Below are 19,174 nucleotides of genomic sequence, written 5' to 3' on the forward strand. Positions count from 1 at the left end.
CGGGGCATCAACGGTGTGACGACTCGAGCGTTGCCGCCGCCTCGTTGCCGTGCACCACGACGGCCCAGATCACCACCACGCACAGGGTGATGACGATCGTGGACCACAGCGGGTGCACGGAGACGAATGCCAGTTGTGCCACCGCGTTCACCACGGCGAGAACCACCGTGACCACCCTGGCCCACGCCGCTCCGGAGAGCAGAGCGGCACCTGCGAGCGCCACCAGCACGCCGAGCAGCAGGGTGATCCAGCCCCAGGTGGTGAGGTCGAAGACGATCACCTGCTCGCCGTTGGCGACGTAGTACTCGCCGCGGAACAACCCGACGAGTCCCTCGATGGCGTTGAACGCCCCCATGACGATCATCATGATGCCCGCGAACCAGATCCAGCCCAGCCAGCCTGTGTCCTGCATCGTGCCTCCGTTGTCTCGCGAAGCGTTGGTCGGGCCCACCGTGCCCCGGAGCCGGCGCGTGGATCTTCACCCGCCGCGTGTGAGTACCTGGGCACGTGTCCGCTCAAGCGGGTGAAGACCAGGGCCGTTCGCGAGCCGAGTCTCGTCACCATGACCACTCCCCCGTACGCGCCGATCGCCGACCACGGACTGATCGGCGACCTCCAGACCACCGCGCTGGTGTCCACCGACGGCACCGTGGACTGGTTCTGCTGCCCCCGCTTCGACTCGCCCTCGCTGTTCGCCTCGCTGCTGGACCGCAAGCGCGGCGGGTTCTGCCGCATCCGCCCCGCCGGGTTCACCGGCGGGGGCAAGCAGCTGTACTTCCCGGACACCGCGGTGCTGATCACCCGGTTCATGACCGAGGAGGGCACCGGTGAGGTCGTCGACTTCATGCCGCCGCTGCCGGACGAGGGCCCGTCCGAACGGCACCGGCTCGTGCGACTGGTGCGCTGCGTCCGCGGGCGGATCACGTTCGAGCTCGACGTCGCCCCGCGGTTCGACTACGGCCGCCGGGCACACCGCGCGCACCTCACCGACGACGGCGTGGTCTTCGCGTGCGGCCAGTTCGGCGTGGTGCTGCACGCCGTGCGCGAACCGGGAGACGCCCGGCTGGTGTCCGGGCAGATCACCGACACCGGTGACCTGCGCGCGACGATCAGCCTGGAGGAGGGCCAGACCCGCGGCATCGTGCTGGAGTCCGGTGTGGACGGTCCGCCGCGCGCGGTCCCCTCGGCCGAGGCGCAGGCGCTGTTCGAGAGCACCGTGCGGTTCTGGCACGACTGGCTCGCCCGCGGCACCTACCGGGGACGGTGGCGCGAGGCGGTCGACCGCTCGGCCATCACCCTGAAGCTGCTCACCTACGCGCCGACCGGGGCGATCGTCGCCGCCCCGACCGCGGGACTGCCCGAACAGCTCGGGGGTGAGCGCAACTGGGACTACCGCTACACCTGGATCAGGGACGCCTCGTTCGCCGTCGGCTCGTTGCTGCGGCTCGGTTTCACCGACGAGGCGGCGGCGTTCGGCGGCTGGCTCGCCGAACGGTTCGTGGAGGGTGAGCCGCTGCGGGTGATGTACGCGGTCGACGGGTCGGCCGACCTCACCGAACACGTGCTCGACCACTGGGAGGGCCATCGGGCGTCGTCGCCCGTGCGGGTGGGCAACGACGCGGCCGGGCAGCTGCAGCTCGACATCTACGGCGAGCTGCTGGACAGCGTGTACGCCGCCCACCTGCGCGGCGTGCGCATCGGGCACCGCGGCTGGCACGCGGTGGTCGAGCTGCTGGACTGGCTCGCGGAGAACTGGAACCAGCCGGAGGAGGGGATCTGGGAGACGCGGGCCGGGCGGGCGGACTTCACCTACGGGCGGGTGATGAGCTGGGTCGCGTTCGACCGGGCGATCCGCATCGCCGAGAGCGAGGGAAAACCCGCGCCGCTGGGGCGGTGGCGCTCCCAGCGCGACCGGATCTACGGCCAGGTGTGGGAGCAGGGCTGGGATCACCGCACCGGCGCGTTCGTGCAGCGGTACGGCTCGCAGGTCCTCGACGCGTCGTTGCTGCGGCTGGCGCAGGTGGGGTTCGTCGCGCCGCGCGACCCGGTCTGGCTGGACGCGCTCGACGCGATGGAGTCGCTGGTCAGCGACAGTCTCGTGCGGCGTTACGACACCGACGCGGCACCCGACGGGCTGCGCGGCTCCGAGGGCTCGTTCTCCTTGTGCACCTTCAACTACGTGACCGCGCTGACGTTGTCCGGTCAGGCCGGCAGGGCGCGGCTGGTGTTCGAGAAGATGCTGACCTACGGCAACCACGTCGGGCTCTACGCCGAGGAGATCGCGGTGACCGGGGAACAGCTGGGCAACTTCCCGCAGGCGTTCACCCACCTGGCCCTCATCGAGGCCGCGGTCACCCTCGACGAGCAGCTCACTCGCGACGGGTGAGGACGCGGCGGCCCGTGTCTTCCAGAGTGATCGGCATGGCGACTTTGACCGTGTGGAAGTTCGACACGACCGACGGGGCGCACAGCGCGCTGCAGGAGTTGACGAGGCTGCAGGACCAGCAGCTGATCGTCGTTCGCGACGCGGCCTACGTGTACTGGGAGCCGGACGCGAAACGGCCGAAGACCAAGGAGCTCGGCAAGCTCACCGGTGCGGGAGCGCTCGGTGGTGGCTTCTGGGGGCTGCTGTTCGGGCTGATCTTCTTCGTGCCCCTGCTGGGCGCGGCGATCGGAGCCGGTGTCGGCGCGCTGGCGGGATCGATGTCCCGCGCGGGCATCGACGACGACTTCATCGAGGAGGTCCGGTCCACCGTCACACCCGGCACGTCCGCGTTGTTCGTGATGTCCGATCACGCCGTCGTCGACCGGGTGGTGGACAGGTTCAAGCAGACCGGCGCCACCCTGCTGACCACCAACCTCACGACCGAACAGGAGGACCTGCTGCGGGAGACGTTCGCGTCCTGACCCGCACGACGAACTCGGCGGTGGTCGGACCGGCAGCGACTGTCGGGGTGCCGAGGCCGGCCTGACCCCCGCCTGCCGATGGACCGGCCGGGGCGCGGGAACCCCGCGGGCCGGGCGGGGGGTGCGGGCACCGCACCGGGTGGGGCCCCCGGGGCGGGGGGGGGGGGCCGCGCCCGCCCGCCCCCCCGCCCGCCGTGGCCCCGCCCGGCGCGCGCAACCCCCGCGCCCCGCCCGGTTCTTGCTGTCACCGCACCGGATCGGCCACCCGGACCTGCGCGGCCGCCTCTCCCAGCAGGGAGTGCACGACCCGCAGCACGTCCGCGACGTGGTCGCGGTGCTCGGTGATCACATGGGCCCGCCGGGTCGCCTCCCGCACCAGGCTCTCGGCCCGCCGGCGTGCGGTCTCCTCCATCAGCCGCACGTCCTCGCAGGTCTTCTTGCGCCGCAACGCCAGTGCCAGCTCGAAGTCCTCGGTGAGCTCGGCCCGCCTCCCCCTCCCGCAGGATCCGCGCCATCCGCGCACGGGTCCCCGCGAGCAGCTCCCGGTGCTCGGCGTGCGTGCGGCGGGCGGACTCCCACGCGTGGTCCTCGATCGCGGTGGCCCGGTCGGTGATCTCAGCCGCCTGGGCGAGCGTGCTCTCCACCAGGTGCCGCAGCCGTTCACCGACCGCGTACGGGGACAGCGGCACGGCGCACAGCCGATCGAGCCGCTCCCGCAGCTCGCGGTTGTCCTCCCGTTCGTGCTCCAGGTGCCGGGCGAGCGCCTCCGCCCTGGCCTCCGCCGCGTCGCGGTCCGTGGTGAGAGCCTCGATGTCGCGCTCCGCCTCGTGCACGTAGTGCCACACCTGGTCGCGCCGGAAGCCCAGCCACGCCACGTCGAACCCGGTGCGCAACGGCACCAGCTCCGCGGTCACGGCCGCACCAGGGTCAGCGGCACGCGGCACAGCGCGCCGATGCCGTCCTCGGGAGCCTGGCGGGTGCCCGCGCTGACCACGTGCACCCGCGTGCCGCTCAGCAACGCCGCGCGCACCGCCACGTCCGCGAGCAGCCCGCAGCGGTGGCGGGCCCCCGAGGACCGGGCGGGGGCCACGTCGGTCGGCGCGAGGCCGTACCACGCGGTCGCGGTGACGTCCTCCGGCTGGCCGACGAACAACTCGTCCACCCGGCCGTCCGCCAGGGCGCGGAGGGTGTCGTCCACTCCCTCCACCCCCAGCCGGCGGACCCTGCCGCGGTCGTGGAAGTCCTCCAGCACGCACGAGGTCCACGTGCGGGCCGCCGCGCGCACCTCGTCCTCGACCCGGCTCGGGCTCAGGTCGGTGCCGGCCCAGCGCACCGTGGTGTTGCGCCGCACGGGAGCCGGCAGCGATGCCCACAGCGCGGCCACCACCTCGTCCTCCCCCGCCACGACCAGCACCCTGACGTCCTCGCGAACCAGCGTCTCCGCCACCGCCGCGGCCGCGGACCGCACCCCTTCGCGCCAGTCCTCGGCGCGGTAGTGCAGCGACATCCGGCCTGCACCGGCCGTGCTCACCTCGGCGGCGTCACGTCCGACGGCGACGACCACGCACGGCGGCCGTTCCTGCACCCACGCGAGGAGCGGGAGCACGTGCGCCGGCGAGCTGAACCACGCCAGGTCCAGATGGCGCAGTCCCGGCGCGTGGAAGACGCGTGGAGGAACCTCGGAGCCTGCGAACGCCACGAGCGTTCCCGCAGACGGGTCAGCGGTGTGCGCCCGGTGCAGCGCGGCACCGATCGGACCGACCACCTCGTCGCCCGCTCCGTCACTGCGCAACTGGTCGGCGAGGCGGACCCAGCGGGAGCGCCACGGACGCGACGGACTCGATCCCATGTAGACGGACGCGACCGGCCGTGCGGGCCGGACGACGTCGATCAGATCCCGCAGCGCGGGTCGGCAGGTCTTGGGCACAGCAGTGACTCCTCTTCCCGTCGTGGACTCGCCACAGATTCCGGGGAGGCGGTGTTCCGCTTCTTCACCCGGCGCGGATGAACGCGCCGTGCGGCACCGGCTCGTTACCGCCCCGTGAGGGGGAGGTCCGGGGCGCGTGCCGCGAGCAGCGTCGGACCTCTAAGGAGGTGCGGACTCCCATGAGCCGTCAACCTGACCGTTCCCGGTCCCGTCGCATCGTGCTGGCCGTCGTGCTGTTCGCGTTCATCGTCTCCGCTCCCGACGACGAAGACCCGTGCGAGAAGTCGTCCTCGCTCGAGGTCACCGGTGTGCTCGCGGCCGCGGGACTGCTGCCCCGGCTGATCGGGACAGCGGGACGAGCACTCGTGTTGATCTCGCAACCGGGTAGGGCCGTCCGGCCCCCCTGCACGGCCAAGTGATGCGGTTCGATCACATGATCATTCACGGCAATTCCATCGGGGAGAGTCATCGTAATGTCCGACAGTTCGGAGTGCGAGCGACAAGCGCAGGACACCAGCCAGCCGAGGTTCCGGGTTCCGGTCTCGGCGGTTCCTCTCGTACCGCGGGACCGGCTTCTGTCCATAGTGGACGATCACATCGCGGCCGCGCCGGTCGTCCTCGTCACCGGGCCCGCTGGGTGCGGCAAGACCACGTTGCTCGCCGAGTGGGCGCGACGCCGCGCCCACCGGGTCGCGTGGTTGTCGCTGGACGAGCACGACAGCGTGCCCGCGCGGTTGCGCGTCGCCATGCGGGACGCGCTCGCCGGCATCCTGCCGGACCAGGGCCGTCTCGACTCGATCCCGTTGTCCGAGCCGGGTTTCTCCTCCGCGATCGTGGCCGCGTTCGATCAAGTGCCCGTGTCCGCGTGCCTGGTGCTGGACAACGTGCACGAGCTGCGCGACCCGGACGCTCTGGCCACCCTGGACCTGCTGACAAGGCAGCCACCGGACCGGCTGAGGCTGGTGCTGCTCAGCAGGTTCCCGCCACCGCTGCACCTGGCCCGGCTGCACCTGGAGGGGCGGCTGCGCGAGATGCTGCCCGGTGAGCTCGCGTTCGACCGCGCCGAGACCGAGGCGCTGCTCGCCGCCTACGACGTCGTCGTCCCACCGGAGGAGATCACCTCGCTGCTCAGCCGCACCGAGGGCTGGGCGGGCGGGCTGAAGTTCGCCGCGATGCGGATGAGCACGACGGGGTCGCGGCCGGCGGACCTGCTCATGTTCGCGGGCCAGGACGAGATCGTGAACCGGTACCTCACCGAAGAGGTGCTCGCGCCCCACGCACCGAGCACGCACGACCTGCTCGTCGCGAGCAGCGTCTGCGACACCGTGAACACGAGCCTCGCGAGCGCGCTGGCACCCCGGCACCCGAATCCCGGCGTCGCGCTCGACCAGCTCGACCGCGCCAACGCGTTCGTGAACAGACTCAGCCGCACGCCGGAGTGGTACCGCTGCCATCCGATGCTGCGGGCGCGGCTGCTCGCCGAGCTCCGCCGCACCCGTCCGGACGACGAGAGAACGCTCCACCGCTCCGCCGCCCACTGGCACCACGAGCACGACTTACCCGTGAAGGCCTTGCGGCACGCGATCGCGGCCGGCGAGGACCAGCTCACCGCGGGGATCATCGAGAACTCGATGCTGCGCGAGACCCTCCACGCCGGCAGCCTGAACGTGCACGCCGTGCTGGGCGCGGTGCCCGGCCACGTGCTGGCCCGGCCCGCGGTCGGGGTGGTCGCCGCGCTCGTCGCGCTCGACGCGGGTGACGTCGCCGCCGCCGACAGGGTTCTCGCCGGGATCGGCGGCACGTCACCCGCGCTGCGGCCGGAACGCGTGCGGGTGCTGCACAGCACCGCGCTGTTGCGGCGCAGCCGGTCCGACGCGCACGTCGGCGAGGCGCTCAAGATCATGGCCAGGACACCCGCGGGGCTCAGCGGCGTACCGGACGCGGACGTCGCCGCCCTGCTCGACCGCGGCGTCGCGGCGTTGTCGCGCGGCGAGCACCACGACGCGGAGACCGACCTGGTCCGCGCGGTGGCGCTCGCCAGGAAGGAGGGGTTCGACCACGCGGAACTGGACTGCCGGGTGCACCTCGCGGCCCTGGCGAGCGCGATGGGCGACATCGCGGAGGGAGCGCGGCAGGCGCGGGCGGCGGTCGAGTTCGCCGAACGGAAGGGATGGCAGACGCACTTCTCCTGCGCACTGGCCTACTCACTGCTGGGGGTGCACGCCTACCTGCGCATGGAGGACGCGCGCGCGACCGACCTGGCCACCCGCGCGGCGGCGGCGCTGGGTGACAGGCCCGACCTCGTGGTCGGGATCGCGGTCCGCACGCTGGAGGCGGCGGTGTCGTTCACCACGACCGGCGATCCGCGCGCCGTCACGGGCCGGCTCCGCCGGCAGTGGCAGGACGCCGCCGGACGCGAGGTGACGCCACCGGTGGTCGCGCACGTGGCACCGGCGCTGCAACGCATCGCGCTGCGCAACGGCGACGAGCAGTGGGCCGCGGCGATGCCCGGCCAGGTCGAGGCGATGTTCGGCCCGTGCGGAGAGCAGGCGGTGCTCCAGGCGGTGCTGCACTCCCACCACTCCCGCGTCAACCAGGCCCGCAAGCTGGTCGAGCCCCTGCTGTCCGGCGAGCTGACCTCGGTCGCCGCGCCCACCGTCGTGGACGCCTGGCTGCTGGAAGCCGTGCTGGTGGAGCGTTCCGGCGACCAGCGCCGCTCACACGAGGCACTCACCAGGGCGCTGGCGGCCGCGGAGCCCGTCGGCACGATCCGGCCGTTCGTCCACGCGGGCAAGCCCGTCCGCGAGCTCCTCGCCCGCGGTGCGGGCCGGTTCGGCAGGCTCGACCGGTTCGCCACGACGGCGATGACGGCTCTGCCCGCACCGGCGGCGACCTCGACGACCGTGCTCACGACCCGCGAGCGCGACCTGCTGGTCGAACTGCCGTCCATGCGCACCACCGAGGAGATAGCGAACTCGCTGTTCGTCTCCGTCAACACGGTGAAGACGCACCTGCGCGGCATCTACCGCAAGCTCGGCGTGAACCAGCGGCGCGACGCCGTCCTGGCCGCCCGGCGGCTCGGCCTGATCTGATCTCATTGGCCCCTTGGACCGCGGTCCCTGCACTCGCCACACTTGAACCGCACGGTCGCGCCACACCGCGGCCCCGCCCCGAGCCACCGACGCGATCGCGTCCGGCTCTGTCATCGAACGCTCCAGCAGGCACCCCCGGCGGTGCTCAGTTCGGCCTGCGCACGGTCGGGCGCAGGGCCCGGTCGTGAGTGGTTTCCGTTCCCGATGTCGCCCTTCGGTTCAGCGGAGGCCACTCATGGCCGGCCCGCGCCTTTGAGACCGAGCGGCGGAACGAGGCCTCCGAGAGCCAACGGCCGCTGGGGCGCAACCACAGTGTCTACTCGCACGCCGCCAACACGAGGCAGAGCAGGCCGCCGTCGTCGTCGGTGATCTCGTAGCCGGTGAGGTACTCCGCGTCGTGCACGGGGAAGACGAACGCGTTGGCGCCGGTCTCCCCGTCCAGCACCACGTTCGTCCAGTTGTCCCGCCGGTGCCGCGGGCCCCTGGCCCGGATCTCCGCCGGCGCGTCGCGGACGAAGGCGGGGGTGCCGTCCTCGTCGTGCGGGAGCGACGCGCGCATCGCCTCTTCGCCCCACAGCACGGCGTAGTCCTCGATCAGGTGGACGTCGTGGTAGCCGGGGACGTCCCAGTTCGCCGCGGCGATCCAGGAGGGCTCGGCCAGCGGGATCACGACCAGGGTGACGGTGCCCCAGGGCGCGCCGGGGTCCTCGCCGTCCGGGACGTGCGCGACGGAGCCCACGTGCACGGGGTGGCTGCCCGCCGGCAGGTCGTGGCTGAACCCGCCCTCGGTGAGCCAAGGGGTCTCCCAGGTGATCGGGCCGTTCAGCACGACCAGGTCACCGGCGTGGTCGAACCAGGTGGGCCTGGTCGCGACCGAGCGGGCGGGCGGGGCGGGCGCGTACCTGTCGGTCAAGCGCCACAGCAGTTCTTCCGTTTCCACGCGGTGGTGTCCCTTCCACGGCTTCGGCGCCGTCGTGATGACCTTCGACGCGGCCACGCGCTCTCGATCATCCCAGGCTCGCCCCGGCCGGGTGCCGCGCCGTTGACACCGACTGGCTAATAGGCTTAGCTTGTAGCTAATGACGTTAGCTTTGCTTCGGAGGACGGCATGACCGAGTACTTGACCATCGACGGCGGCACCATCGCCTACGACGTGACCGGGCAGGGGCCCCTCGTCGTGCTGGCGCACGGCATCGGTGACAGCCGCCACTCCTACCGCTTCCTCGCCCCCGCATTGGCCGCGCAGGGGTACCGGGTCGCGAACGTCGACCTCCGCGGTTGCGGTGACTCGAGCCTGGACTGGAACGGCTACAGCCGCACCGACATCGCGGGCGACCTGGTCGCCGTCGTCCGCCACCTCGGCGGCCCCGCGGTGATCATCGGCCAGTCGATCAGCGGCGGTGCCGCGACCATCGCGGCCGCCACCGCGCCCGACGTGGTCACCGGCGTCGTCGAGCTCGCGCCGTTCACGCGCGTGCAGTCCTTCGACCTCGCGGGCCTGTTGCGCGTCAAGCAGTTCCGTGCGGGCTTCACGCAGCTCGCGAAGATGATGGTCACCGGAAGCGTCGAGAGCTGGAAGCGCTACCTCGACCTGGCGACGCCGGCCAAGCCCGCCGACTGGGACGCCGAGCTCGCCCGCGTCGACTCCAAGATGCGCGAGCCCGGCAGGATGAAGGTCCTGCAGGCCATGGGGAAGAGCAGCCCGGCCGACGCCGGCGCGCAACTGGCCAACGTCACCTGCCCGGTCCTGGTCGTCATGGGCACCGCCGATCCCGACTGGGCCGACCCGCGCGCCGAAGGCGAGAAGGTCGTCGCCGACCTGCCTCGCGGCCTCGGCGAACTGGCGGTCATCGAGGGAGCCGGGCACTACCCGCACGTGCAGACTCCCGACGAGGTCCTCGCGCTCGCCCTGCCGTTCCTGGCCAAGACCCTCACGCGCGCATGAGCATCGTTGCGGCGGCGGGTCGTCCACGCGATGGACACCCGCGGTCAGGGTTGGTGATCTCCGCAGGGATCCCGCGCACAGCGACCAGTGGGGCTGCCTGGTGGCCGGCGACGACCCCGAGGTCGGCGGCGACCTGACCCTGGAGCAGTTCGCGACCGTGCCGTGGGCGGTCCAGTGCTGTCGTTCCACCTGCTGCCCATGCTCGTCGCCGGCACCGGACGCGTCACAGCAGGTCAGGCTGCGAACGGCGCGGGCTGGTCGCTCACCAGCGCGCGGAACCCGAGGAACGAGCGGTCACCCAGACCGCCTGAAACGTGAGACAGTGGACGTACACGCCCGCCCCCGCGGTCAGCACCCGGCGGCGCGCTTTCACCCCGGAGCGGACGCCGCCTCATCCAGGCGCGTTTCACCGCTCCCGGTCAGCTCGCCACCACTCCACGCCCACGACCGGGTACAGGAACAACCCCACGAGGGAGATCTCCCATCACCGCTTTCGCGCTCGCACCGATCCTGGCCCCCCGCACGCTCACCGACATCTACGGCCCCGACATCGCTCTGTGCGCGCGCCCCGCCCAGGAACCGGCCGTGCCGTCGAGCAGGCACCGCAACACCCGCGACGTCCTGTCCGCCCGCCCCCTGGCCGTCGCCGCCGACACCCCCGTCATCTGCAGCGCGGGTGGCACCGAACCCAACCTGCTCGCCGCCCTGCGCGACGGCGGCCTGCCCGTCGGCACCGACCCGCGCGAGTTCCGCACCGAGGCCGAGTTCGCCGCCCGCGTGACCGAAGCGCTCAGCGACGGCCTGCTCATGTCCATGGAATATCCACAGCCCACCAGCCTGTACCCGGACGAGCGCTCCGTGAAGAGCGCCGAACTCGTCGGCTACCTCAACAACAAGGCGAGCATCAGCACCTTCGTCGACCCGCGCTTCCAGGCCCGCCGCCAGATCGTCACCACCGGCGACCTCGCCGACGCCACCCCGGCCGAGAAGTCCTGGGTCCTCAAGGCCGCCACCAACGCGGCCCACGGCGCCAGCCTCGACGTCTACCTGCACCGAGCCGGCGACCAGGTGGACCTGCCCGCGTTCACCGACATCCTCAGCGAGGTGGTCGTCGAGGAGTACCTGGACATCCACCGCAACTGGGGCGTCCAGCTCTACGTCGCCGCCGACGGCCGGGCCCGCCTGCTCGCCGTGACCGACCAGCGCATCGACGCCGACGGCGTCTACACCGGCGGCCGCTTCGGGCTGGTCGTCCCGCTGCCCGCCGACCTGCTCACCGAGTGCCTGGCGATCGCCCAGCGCGCCGCCGACGTCGGCTACCGCGGCATGTGCAGCCTCGACTGCGCCCAGACCTGGGACGGCAGGCTCGTCATGCTCGACCTGAACTTCCGCATCACCGGCGGCTCCATCCCGCTGCTGGCGCTGCACAGCGTCCGCCCCGACGCCCTGGACCGGCCGTCGGAGTCCACGAAGATCACCACCTCCGCACCCGTCGCCGCGCTGCTGGCCGCGCTGAGGCCCGCACTGCTGCGCGGAGGGCTCCTCGTCACCGGCGGCCACGACACCCGCCGCACCGACAACCCGATCAACCAGACCACGCTGCACCTGCTCGTCTTCGGCGACGACCCGGACGACGTCACCACCCGGCGTGCGGCGCTGGAACGCATGTACGACCACTGACCGTCAGGGAAGCGTGCCGTTGCGGCGCAGCAAGTCTCGCGCGTGCTCGATGGCCTCGGGGGTGCTCGCGAACGTGCGCACCCCGTGGGTCTCCAGCTGGCGGCGGTGTTCCTCGCGCACGCCGGAGAGCAGCACGGTGACGCCCCTGTGCTCCAGCCTCTCGACGGCGTCGCGCAGGACCAGCACCCCGGTGCCGTCCATCGTGGACACGCGGGACATGCGCAGGATCACCACGGAGACCGCCGCGATCTCGGTGAGCTCCAGCAGGAAGCGGTGTGCCGCGGCGAAGAACAGCGGTCCGTCGAGGCGGTAGGCGACGATGTGCTGGGCGAGCAGCTCGTGCTCCTCCAGGGTGTGGTCGCCCGGCTCCAGCGGTTCCTCGTCGATCCGCGCGGACCTGGCGACGGCGCGCAGTGCCAGCGCTCCCGCCACGACGAGGCCGACGATCACGGCCGTGACGAGGTCGAGTGCCAGCGTGGCGACCGCGGTGAGGGTGAGCACCACCGCGTCGGAACGGTTCGCGCGCATCAGGACGCGGACCGAGCCGACCTCGACCATCCGCACCGCGGTGGCGAGGAGGACTCCGGCCAGCACGGCCAGCGGGACGCGCCCGACCACCGGGGCCGCGGCCAGCATGATGACGGCGAGCGTCACGGCGTGCACCAGGGCCGCCAGCCGCGAGGTCGCACCGGATCGGACGTTGACCGCCGTCCTCGCGATCGCCGCGGTCGCGGGCACGCCGCCGAACAGGGGCGTGATGACGTTCGCGATGCCCTGGCCGAAGAGCTCCCGGTCCGGGTCGTGCCGCTGGTTCACGCTCATGCCGTCGGCGACCGTCGCGGACAGCAGGCTCTCCAGGGCGGCGAGGGCGGCCACGGCCACGGCGGGCGGCAGCAGCGACCACAGCGCGTCCAGGTCCAGGAAGGACAGTGACGGCGCGGGCAGCAGCGCGGGCAACGCGCCGATCCGGGGCACGGGAAGGGACCAGATCTCCGCTACCGCCGTGCCCGCGGCGACGGCCAGCAGCGAGAACGGGATCGCCGGTTTCCAGCGCGCGCCGGCGAGCATGACCACGACGACTCCGCCCGCGAGGGCGACGGCGGGCAGGGCGGGCCCGGACCCGAACGCGCGGACGGCGTTCACCACGACGTTGTGCCCGTCCGGAGTGGGCACGCCGAGTGCCGCGGGGATCTGTTGCAGCGCGATGACCGCGGCGATCCCGAGGGTGAAGCCCTCGACCACCGGAGCGGGCACGTACCGCATGTAGCGCCCGGCCCTGGCCACCGCCAGCGCGAGGAGCAGCACGCCCGCGAGCAGGCCGACGGTCAGCACGCCGCCCGGCCCGAACGCCGCGACGATCGGCACCAGCACCACGGTCATCGCGCCGGTGGGCCCGGACACCTGCAGGCTGGAGCCGCCGAAGACCGCGGCCAGGGTGCCGGCCACGATCGCGGTCGCCAGTCCCGCGGCGGCACCGAGGCCCGACGCCACCCCGAATCCCAGTGCCAGCGGCAGCGCCACGACCGCGACGGTGAGGCCCGCGACGACGTCCCTCGGCGTCGCGGCCGACCAGTCCGCCTTCGCCGGCAGGAACGCTCTCACGCGGAGTCCTCGCGCAGCTGCGCGAGCAACTCGTTCTGCCCGACCAGCAACTCGGTGAGGATCCTCCTCGCCGCCTTCATCAGATCGGCCACGTCCGCGCCCGCCAGCGCGTACACCACGGTCGACCCCTCACGGGTCGCCGTCACGATGCCGGACCTGCGCAGCACGGCCAGCTGCGCGGAGAGGTTGGAAGCCTCGACCTCGATCTCGGCCAGCAGGTCGCGCACCGCCTTCGGGCCGTCCTGCAACAGCTCCAGCACCCGGATGCGCACGGGGTGGCCGAGCATCCGGAAGAACTCGGCCTTCGCCTGGTACAGCGGAACCGGCACCGCTCAGTCCTCTCCGGGCGCGTCGACCGACACCCCGTGCTCCGCCGCCAGGCGCCGCAGGTTGGCGAGGTCGGCGCCGTGCACCTCGGCGCCGTACTCGTCCTGCTCCTCCAACGCCTGCCGCACTGCCTGTTCCGCCTGCCCCACGCGGATGAGCAAGCTGTCCTCGAACTCGTTCACGGGACCACGACCTGTCGAATTGAAGAATTCTTCAATTCGACAGTCTACAACTACCGCCGACCCTGATGCGACGTCTGCCACCGGCGCGGCGATCGGTTCGCCCGAACGGCGGTTGTCGTTGCGGCACCGGCGTTCGCGCCAGATCCCAAGGGTCCGGTCAACGGAGTCGGAAGTCCCTGTTGCCGCGAAACACCTTTGAGGACGCTGGAGAGCGGCGGCGGCGCACGGCGCAGATTGTCACGATCGACCCACCGCGCCGCCGCTCTTCCCGTGCCGTTCCCCCTTCAGGGGACCACAGACGGATCTTCGTGTTTACCTCCGCCCGCAGACGGGTATCAAAGTCGCCACAAGTACTGCCGTGCAAAGGAGTTGGAGTCACACCTGTGTGGTGACAGGAGGAACCAGCAGTCATGTGGTCCGTGGACGGGAAAGACGCGGAGATTCTCGACGCCGCGCAGGCAGGCAGCATCCACATCGCGCGCGGCATCGCCGGTTCGGGCGGATCGCTGCTGGACATCGCGGCGGTGTTCGAACGGGCGCCCGTCGGTTTCGCCGTGGTGGACGGGCAGATGCGGTTCCTCTACGTCAACCCGGCGTTCCTGTCGGTGCACGGTGGACCGGTGACCGGCGACCACGTCGGGAACTTGATGCACGAAGTGGTTCCGGCCGACTTCACGGCCACCGTGGACCCTCTCGTCGCCGAGGTGCTGACCACCGGCGTCGTGCACCGCGACATCGAGACGCGCGTCGAGGCGGGCAGCGCCATCAAGCAGCTGCTGCTCAACCTGTTCCCGTTGTGCGACAGCGACGACAACGTGATCGCGGCCGTGATCGCGGTGCAGGACGTCACCCGCTCCCACGAGGTCGCCGAGCTCGAAGGGCTGCGCCTGCACGCGGAGTGGACCGACCGGCTGGACCGGGCACACCGCGCCGGCGGCACCGGTTCCTGGGAGGTCGACTTGCGCAACGGCAGGGTCGCGTGGTCGGCCAACCTCTGCCGCATCGCCGGTGTCAACCAGTCCCCGAACAGTCTCGAGGACGTTCTCGCGCTCGTGCACCCGGACGACGTCGACGTGGCCCGGGCGTCCTTCACCGGCCTCACCGCGCACACCTCGACACCGGACGTCGAGTACCGGCTGTGCACGCCCGACGGACGGGTCGTCGTGCTCTCGTCGATCGCGGAGCCCGTCACGGACACCACCGGCACGATCGTGTCGCTGCGCGGCATGTGCGTGGACCGCACCCTCCGAAGAACCGCGGAGGCCGACACGCGCGCGGCCGTGGTCCGCGCGGACCGGATGACGGCAGAACTGGAGGACGAGCGGCAGATCGTGCTGCAGCTGCAACGAGCCCTGCTTCCCCCCAGCATCCCCGTGGTCGAGGGCACCGACCTGGCCGCGACCTACCTGCCCGCCAACAGCTCGGCCGGGGTGGGCGGTGACTTCTTCGACGCGTTCCCCCTGCCCGACGGCAGGCTCGCGATCGCGGTCGGCGACGTGATCGGCCACGACGTCGAGGCCGCCGTCACGATGGGCAGGGTCCGCAGCGCCATTCGCGCGTACGCGATGCAGAACCCGCTCCCCGACCGCGTGCTGAGCGAGCTGAACCGGCTCGTCTGCGCCTCCGGCGACATGACGATGACCACCGTGTTCTACGGCGTCTACACCCCGCGGGACGGCGGCCTCTGCTACGCCAACGCCGGACACCCCCACCCGCTGGTCGTCCGGGACGGCGTCGCCACGCCGATGGCACACCGCCACGGGCTGATCACGGGCGCGGTGAAGCACGCCGGCTACCTCCAGTTCGAGACGTCGCTGCGACCGGGTGACGCGCTGGTCGTCTACACGGACGGCCTGGTGGAACATCGCGGCGAGGACATCGACTCCGGAACTCAGGCGCTCTGCGCCGCCATCACGGCGCCACACCTGCCGCAACGCCTGGACGACCTCGTGCCGGCGGTGATCAAGGCGGTCGCGCCCGAGCAGGGCCGCGACGACATCTGCGTGCTCGCGCTGCGCCGCGGGCCGGTCCGGCCGGAGTGACTGCTAGCCTCCACGTCACTTTTTCCCCGACCTGGCGGGACTGGACATGTTCGACGCTGACGACCTGCCCGCCTTCGAGCCGCCGGAGTTCGACGACCAGGACGAGAGCGACGGGGACGACACCGAACGGCCTCCGTTGCGTGGCAGCACGACACCACCCGCCGGTCTGCACGACGTGGACTGGGCGTCCCTGGACGACGCGTACGGCACGGCCGACGAGACGCCGTTGTTCATCGAGGCACTCACGAGCGATGACGCCGGTGACCGGAACTTCGGTGTGTACGGCCTGTATTCGGCCACCACGCACCAGGGTTCGGTCTACTCGGCGTCCGAGGCCGCGATCCCGTTCCTGGCCGAACTGGTCCGGCACGACAACGCGCCCGCACTGGTGTTCCTGGCCAGGATCGCCGTCGGCGAGACGCATTTCGTGACACGGCCGGACGACGTGGGCAAGGCCACGAGCGAGTACGCGGACGTGGTCGCGGAGTTCGCCGGCGACATCGAGGCGATGTGGGCCCGCACCGGCGACGACGAGGCGTTGCGGCTGCTGGTGCTGCTGGGCCGGGAGCCGAAGGAGCTGCCCGCCCTCACACCGGACGCGACCGCGGGCCTGTGCCTGGCCCACGCCTTCCTCGCCGCGCGGGACAACGGCGTCACCCCGGGCGCCGCGCAGCGCGCCGCCGCGAGGACGGACCACGTTGCGGCGGCACGGGATCTGATGGCGACCAGCCCGTCGCTGCACGTGCGGGGTGCGGCCGCGGCGTGCGTGGTCTACTCCGGATTCGCCGACGAGGACGCGCTGGCGCTGCTCCACCACCTCGCGCAGGGCGAGTACCCGGTGCACGACGCGTGGACGACGGACCTCGCGGAACTCGCCGCCTCGGCGTGGACGTTCGGCACCGACGACGAAGGGCTTCTGACGGCTCCCGGGAGCGGCCGCCCGAACCTGCACTCGCGGCTGCTCGAACGGATGGCGCGGCAGTTCCGCCCCAGCGGCGAGGTCTACCGCCCGCTGGCACCTCAGGAGCTGACGGCCGCCCAGCGCACGACCCTGGAGACCGCGCTGCGCAGCTCGCCGGAGACGATCACCGGTGCGGACGTGGGCTACCTGTGGATCGACGTGCCGGGAACGGTGGCCGCGGCGCGGCGGTTGCTCGGCACCGCGACCGGCGAACTGAGCCGGCGCACGTCGCGGGGTCTGCTCTGGTTCGTGCTGGAGGACGGCCTGCTCGCCCGGGACGACCGGGAGTCCGCACTCGCCGCCCTGGCCGAGGTGGACGCGTGGGCCGCGCTCGGCGAGGTGTTCGAGGCCCGGCAACCCGGCGGGACCGCCGAGTCGATCAGTCTGACCGCACGCCACTTCCACGGCGACGACCGCGAGACCGCCGTGACACTCGCACTGTGCTCGACCTTCGCCGACGCGCTCGCCGGCTACCGCCCGCAGGCGGAGGCGTTCCTCGACGAGTGGCTGCCGAGGGTGTCCGAAGTGGACGGTTACGACCTGGCGTTCGCGGTTCCGGCCCAGCGCGTCGGCACGGCGCTGGCGGCGCTGGCCCGCTCGGGCGGGCTGCCGGCGCGCTTCCACCAGATGGTCAAGCCGTACCACCGCTACCCGGAGTACTCCAAGGTGCCGCTGCCGCTGCTGCGCGAGCTGGCGGAGGTGCTGCCGGACGACGCCCGCGCCGCACGTCTCGCCGAATGGCGGGAAGCGGAGTGAGGGCCCGATTCGAGTTGCCTATGGGTCCGAATGCCGTGGAACCTCCCCTCGGGGTCAGGCGTCATGACCGCCATGGGAGAGAAGTTCCACGTCGAGCCGGATGAGCTGCGCGGATGCAGCGGGCTGCTCGAACGTCAGGCAGAGCACTTCCTGACGATCCGGGAGCACGCGATCCTCAAGGGTGGGGACACGTCCGGGTTCACCGGGCTGTTGTCGCTGCTCGACCCCGTGGTGACCGGGGTCGCGCAGCTCTACGGCGAGACGCTTGACGCCGCCGGCAAGAAGATGGCCATGGACGCCGTGGCGCTGGTGAAGTCGGCCGACGCCTACGAGAAGGCGGACGAGATCGGTGTCTGCCTGATCGACACGGCGGGCGGCCGGATGGAGCCCCCGTCGTGGCTGGAGCGCTTCCTGGGGGTGGGCGAATGACCGGCGGGGTCTGCAACGGGTACCAGGACGTCGAGGACCCGGCTGTCGCGCTGCGCGCCGCGCCCGACGACCGGCCCGGCCGGCAGACCGTCAAGGAGCTGATCGAGGCGGCCGGGTGGAAGATCCAGGGCGTCAACTGGATCTACCAGCAGGTCACCGGCGACGACCTGGTGCGAGACCTGGTCATGCCGCTGGCGGGCGACTTCGAGAAGATCGACGCGAACGCCGCCGCGTGGGACCGGATCGCCAAGTCGCTGGACAACGTGCGGCACAACGTGAACAACGGCGTCGAGGAGCTCTCGCCGCACTGGGACGGCGGCGCCGCGCAGAGCTTCGAGAACCGCATGCGCCGCACGTGGACGACGGCGATCGAGTGGGACTCGCAGGTCGCGAAGTTCATCGGCGACCGGTTCAAGAACATGGCGAGCTCCTGCCGGACGGCCGCGAAGCTCGCGCTGACCCTGCTCGACAAGATCTGCGACAAGCTGATGAAGGCCGCGATGACCGCGTGGATCCCGCTCGTCGGCTGGGGCCGTGCCGTGTGGATGGTCTACGACGTGGTCAACATCGTCGACCAGGTGCGCAAGCTCATCCAGTCCATGCAGACGCTCATCGAGGGCGTCCAGGGCATGATCAACGGCATCAAGCTGATGGGCACCGCGCTCGCCAGGATCCCGGACGTGAGGGACGTCAACGACTTCTTCGACGTGGTCGACACGTGGCAGGACGGCGCGGAGAAGTTCGGCGACGGCACGGCCGCCGTGGGCAGCGGCGCCTGGGGCATGGCCAAGGGCGGGTACAAGGCGCGCGGCAAGTACAACGACGCGCTGAAGGAAGAGCGCTGGGCGGAGAGCGGTTCCTCGAGCTCGGGCGGTGGGGAATGACGTTCCCGTACGACAACGCCCGCAAGCAGTTGCAGGCGTGGCAACAGGATCTCGACGCCAGGGGTGCGCGGCTGGAGAAGGTCGCTCTCGAAGCGTCCAAGGTGCAGACCCGCGGTGCCGATCTGTCCCCCGCGGACATCGCCGCGATCGAGAAGTTCGCACGGTCCAAGGACGCGCCGAACGCGCTGAAGGACCTGCAGCGCAAGGTCGACTCGGGCGAGCTGTCCTGGCGGGACATCGCGTCCGGCAGGGCCGTCGGCGATCCCGACGTGCAGCGTGCGATGCAGACCAGCATGCCGGCGCTGAAGCGGGCGTACACGGCGATCAAGGAGGGCCAGAACCTCGACGAGATCGTCGCGGCGGGTCAGCAGCGCGCCAGGCCGTCGCGCGGCGACTACGACGACGACATGCCGAGCGACTTCACCGAGGACGCTTTCTAG

The 19,174-nt window shown here is 71.7% G+C and carries 18 protein-coding genes; 11 read left to right on the forward strand and 7 right to left on the reverse strand.

Annotated elements, in window-relative coordinates:
* Positions 1-7: 7 nt before the first annotated feature.
* Positions 8-412 carry a hypothetical protein gene (locus ORI60_RS00985; protein WP_266032835.1) on the reverse strand — a complete coding sequence of 135 codons (405 nt, stop codon included), beginning with the start codon at positions 410-412 and terminating at the stop codon, positions 8-10.
* A gap of 150 nt (positions 413-562) precedes the next feature.
* Here ORI60_RS00985 and ORI60_RS00990 point away from each other — a divergent pair, with 150 nt between their 5' ends.
* Together ORI60_RS00990 and ORI60_RS00995 are read left to right on the forward strand one after the other, a co-directional pair.
* The gene (locus ORI60_RS00990) at positions 563-2,386 is read left to right on the forward strand and encodes a glycoside hydrolase family 15 protein (protein WP_266032838.1); all 1,824 of its coding nucleotides are present in this window, start codon (positions 563-565) and stop codon (positions 2,384-2,386) included.
* Positions 2,387-2,421: 35 nt separating this feature from the next.
* On the forward strand, positions 2,422-2,907 hold the full coding sequence (locus tag ORI60_RS00995) for a DUF1269 domain-containing protein (RefSeq protein ID WP_266032841.1): 486 nt from the start codon (positions 2,422-2,424) through the stop codon (positions 2,905-2,907).
* A 244-nt stretch (positions 2,908-3,151) separates the two neighbouring features.
* Here ORI60_RS00995 and ORI60_RS01000 read toward each other — a convergent pair whose 3' ends face one another.
* Positions 3,152-3,430 carry a hypothetical protein gene (locus tag ORI60_RS01000; RefSeq protein ID WP_266032844.1) on the reverse strand — a complete coding sequence of 93 codons (279 nt, stop codon included), beginning with the start codon at positions 3,428-3,430 and terminating at the stop codon, positions 3,152-3,154.
* A 387-nt stretch (positions 3,431-3,817) separates the two neighbouring features.
* On the reverse strand, positions 3,818-4,834 hold the full coding sequence (locus ORI60_RS01005) for a hypothetical protein (protein WP_266032847.1): 1,017 nt from the start codon (positions 4,832-4,834) through the stop codon (positions 3,818-3,820).
* A gap of 179 nt (positions 4,835-5,013) precedes the next feature.
* Here ORI60_RS01005 and ORI60_RS01010 point away from each other — a divergent pair, with 179 nt between their 5' ends.
* Together ORI60_RS01010 and ORI60_RS01015 are read left to right on the forward strand one after the other, a co-directional pair.
* Complete coding sequence (locus tag ORI60_RS01010) at positions 5,014-5,253, forward strand: hypothetical protein (protein ID WP_266032850.1); 240 nt, start codon at positions 5,014-5,016, stop codon at positions 5,251-5,253.
* A gap of 165 nt (positions 5,254-5,418) precedes the next feature.
* On the forward strand, positions 5,419-7,926 hold the full coding sequence (locus tag ORI60_RS01015; protein ID WP_266032852.1) for a LuxR C-terminal-related transcriptional regulator: 2,508 nt from the start codon (positions 5,419-5,421) through the stop codon (positions 7,924-7,926).
* Positions 7,927-8,242: 316 nt separating this feature from the next.
* Here ORI60_RS01015 and ORI60_RS01020 read toward each other — a convergent pair whose 3' ends face one another.
* Positions 8,243-8,923, reverse strand: a complete 681-nt coding sequence (locus ORI60_RS01020) for a hypothetical protein (RefSeq protein ID WP_266032854.1) — start codon at positions 8,921-8,923, stop codon at positions 8,243-8,245.
* 111 nt (positions 8,924-9,034) lie between these two features.
* Between ORI60_RS01020 and ORI60_RS01025 the strand changes: the two genes are divergently transcribed.
* Positions 9,035-9,871 (forward strand): alpha/beta fold hydrolase, encoded by an 837-nt coding sequence (locus tag ORI60_RS01025; protein WP_266032857.1) that lies wholly within the window; start codon positions 9,035-9,037, stop codon positions 9,869-9,871.
* 585 nt (positions 9,872-10,456) lie between these two features.
* Positions 10,457-11,551 (forward strand): hypothetical protein, encoded by a 1,095-nt coding sequence (locus ORI60_RS01030; protein WP_266032860.1) that lies wholly within the window; start codon positions 10,457-10,459, stop codon positions 11,549-11,551.
* Between the two features lie 3 nt (positions 11,552-11,554).
* Here ORI60_RS01030 and ORI60_RS01035 read toward each other — a convergent pair whose 3' ends face one another.
* From ORI60_RS01035 to ORI60_RS01045, 3 genes are read right to left on the reverse strand one after another with little or no spacing between them, the layout of a single operon-like run.
* Positions 11,555-13,153 carry a SulP family inorganic anion transporter gene (locus ORI60_RS01035; protein ID WP_266032863.1) on the reverse strand — a complete coding sequence of 533 codons (1,599 nt, stop codon included), beginning with the start codon at positions 13,151-13,153 and terminating at the stop codon, positions 11,555-11,557.
* The gene (locus tag ORI60_RS01040; RefSeq protein ID WP_090072848.1) at positions 13,150-13,482 is read right to left on the reverse strand and encodes an ArsR/SmtB family transcription factor; all 333 of its coding nucleotides are present in this window, start codon (positions 13,480-13,482) and stop codon (positions 13,150-13,152) included. The genes ORI60_RS01035 and ORI60_RS01040 overlap by 4 nt, the downstream gene beginning before the upstream one ends.
* A 3-nt stretch (positions 13,483-13,485) precedes the next feature.
* Positions 13,486-13,662, reverse strand: coding sequence for a hypothetical protein (locus tag ORI60_RS01045; protein ID WP_266032871.1), 177 nt, complete (start codon positions 13,660-13,662; stop codon positions 13,486-13,488).
* A 419-nt stretch (positions 13,663-14,081) separates the two neighbouring features.
* Here ORI60_RS01045 and ORI60_RS01050 point away from each other — a divergent pair, with 419 nt between their 5' ends.
* The 5 genes from ORI60_RS01050 to ORI60_RS01070 all read left to right on the forward strand — a co-directional run bounded on the left by ORI60_RS01050 (position 14,082) and on the right by ORI60_RS01070 (position 19,174).
* Complete coding sequence (locus tag ORI60_RS01050; RefSeq protein WP_266032874.1) at positions 14,082-15,704, forward strand: SpoIIE family protein phosphatase; 1,623 nt, start codon at positions 14,082-14,084, stop codon at positions 15,702-15,704.
* Between the two features lie 46 nt (positions 15,705-15,750).
* Positions 15,751-17,421: a hypothetical protein gene (locus tag ORI60_RS01055; RefSeq protein ID WP_266032876.1), complete on the forward strand. Its 1,671-nt coding sequence runs from the start codon at positions 15,751-15,753 to the stop codon at positions 17,419-17,421.
* A gap of 63 nt (positions 17,422-17,484) precedes the next feature.
* Positions 17,485-17,850: a hypothetical protein gene (locus tag ORI60_RS01060; RefSeq protein ID WP_416234340.1), complete on the forward strand. Its 366-nt coding sequence runs from the start codon at positions 17,485-17,487 to the stop codon at positions 17,848-17,850.
* Positions 17,847-18,734, forward strand: coding sequence for a WXG100 family type VII secretion target (locus tag ORI60_RS01065; RefSeq protein ID WP_266032878.1), 888 nt, complete (start codon positions 17,847-17,849; stop codon positions 18,732-18,734). Before ORI60_RS01060 ends, ORI60_RS01065 begins: the two co-directional genes overlap by 4 nt.
* A complete protein-coding gene (locus tag ORI60_RS01070; RefSeq protein WP_266032880.1) occupies positions 18,731-19,174 on the forward strand; it encodes a hypothetical protein in 444 nt (147 codons plus the stop codon). Before ORI60_RS01065 ends, ORI60_RS01070 begins: the two co-directional genes overlap by 4 nt.

Source organism: Lentzea sp. NEAU-D7, from assembly GCF_026242055.1.
Taxonomy (GTDB): Bacteria; Actinomycetota; Actinomycetes; order Mycobacteriales; family Pseudonocardiaceae; genus Lentzea.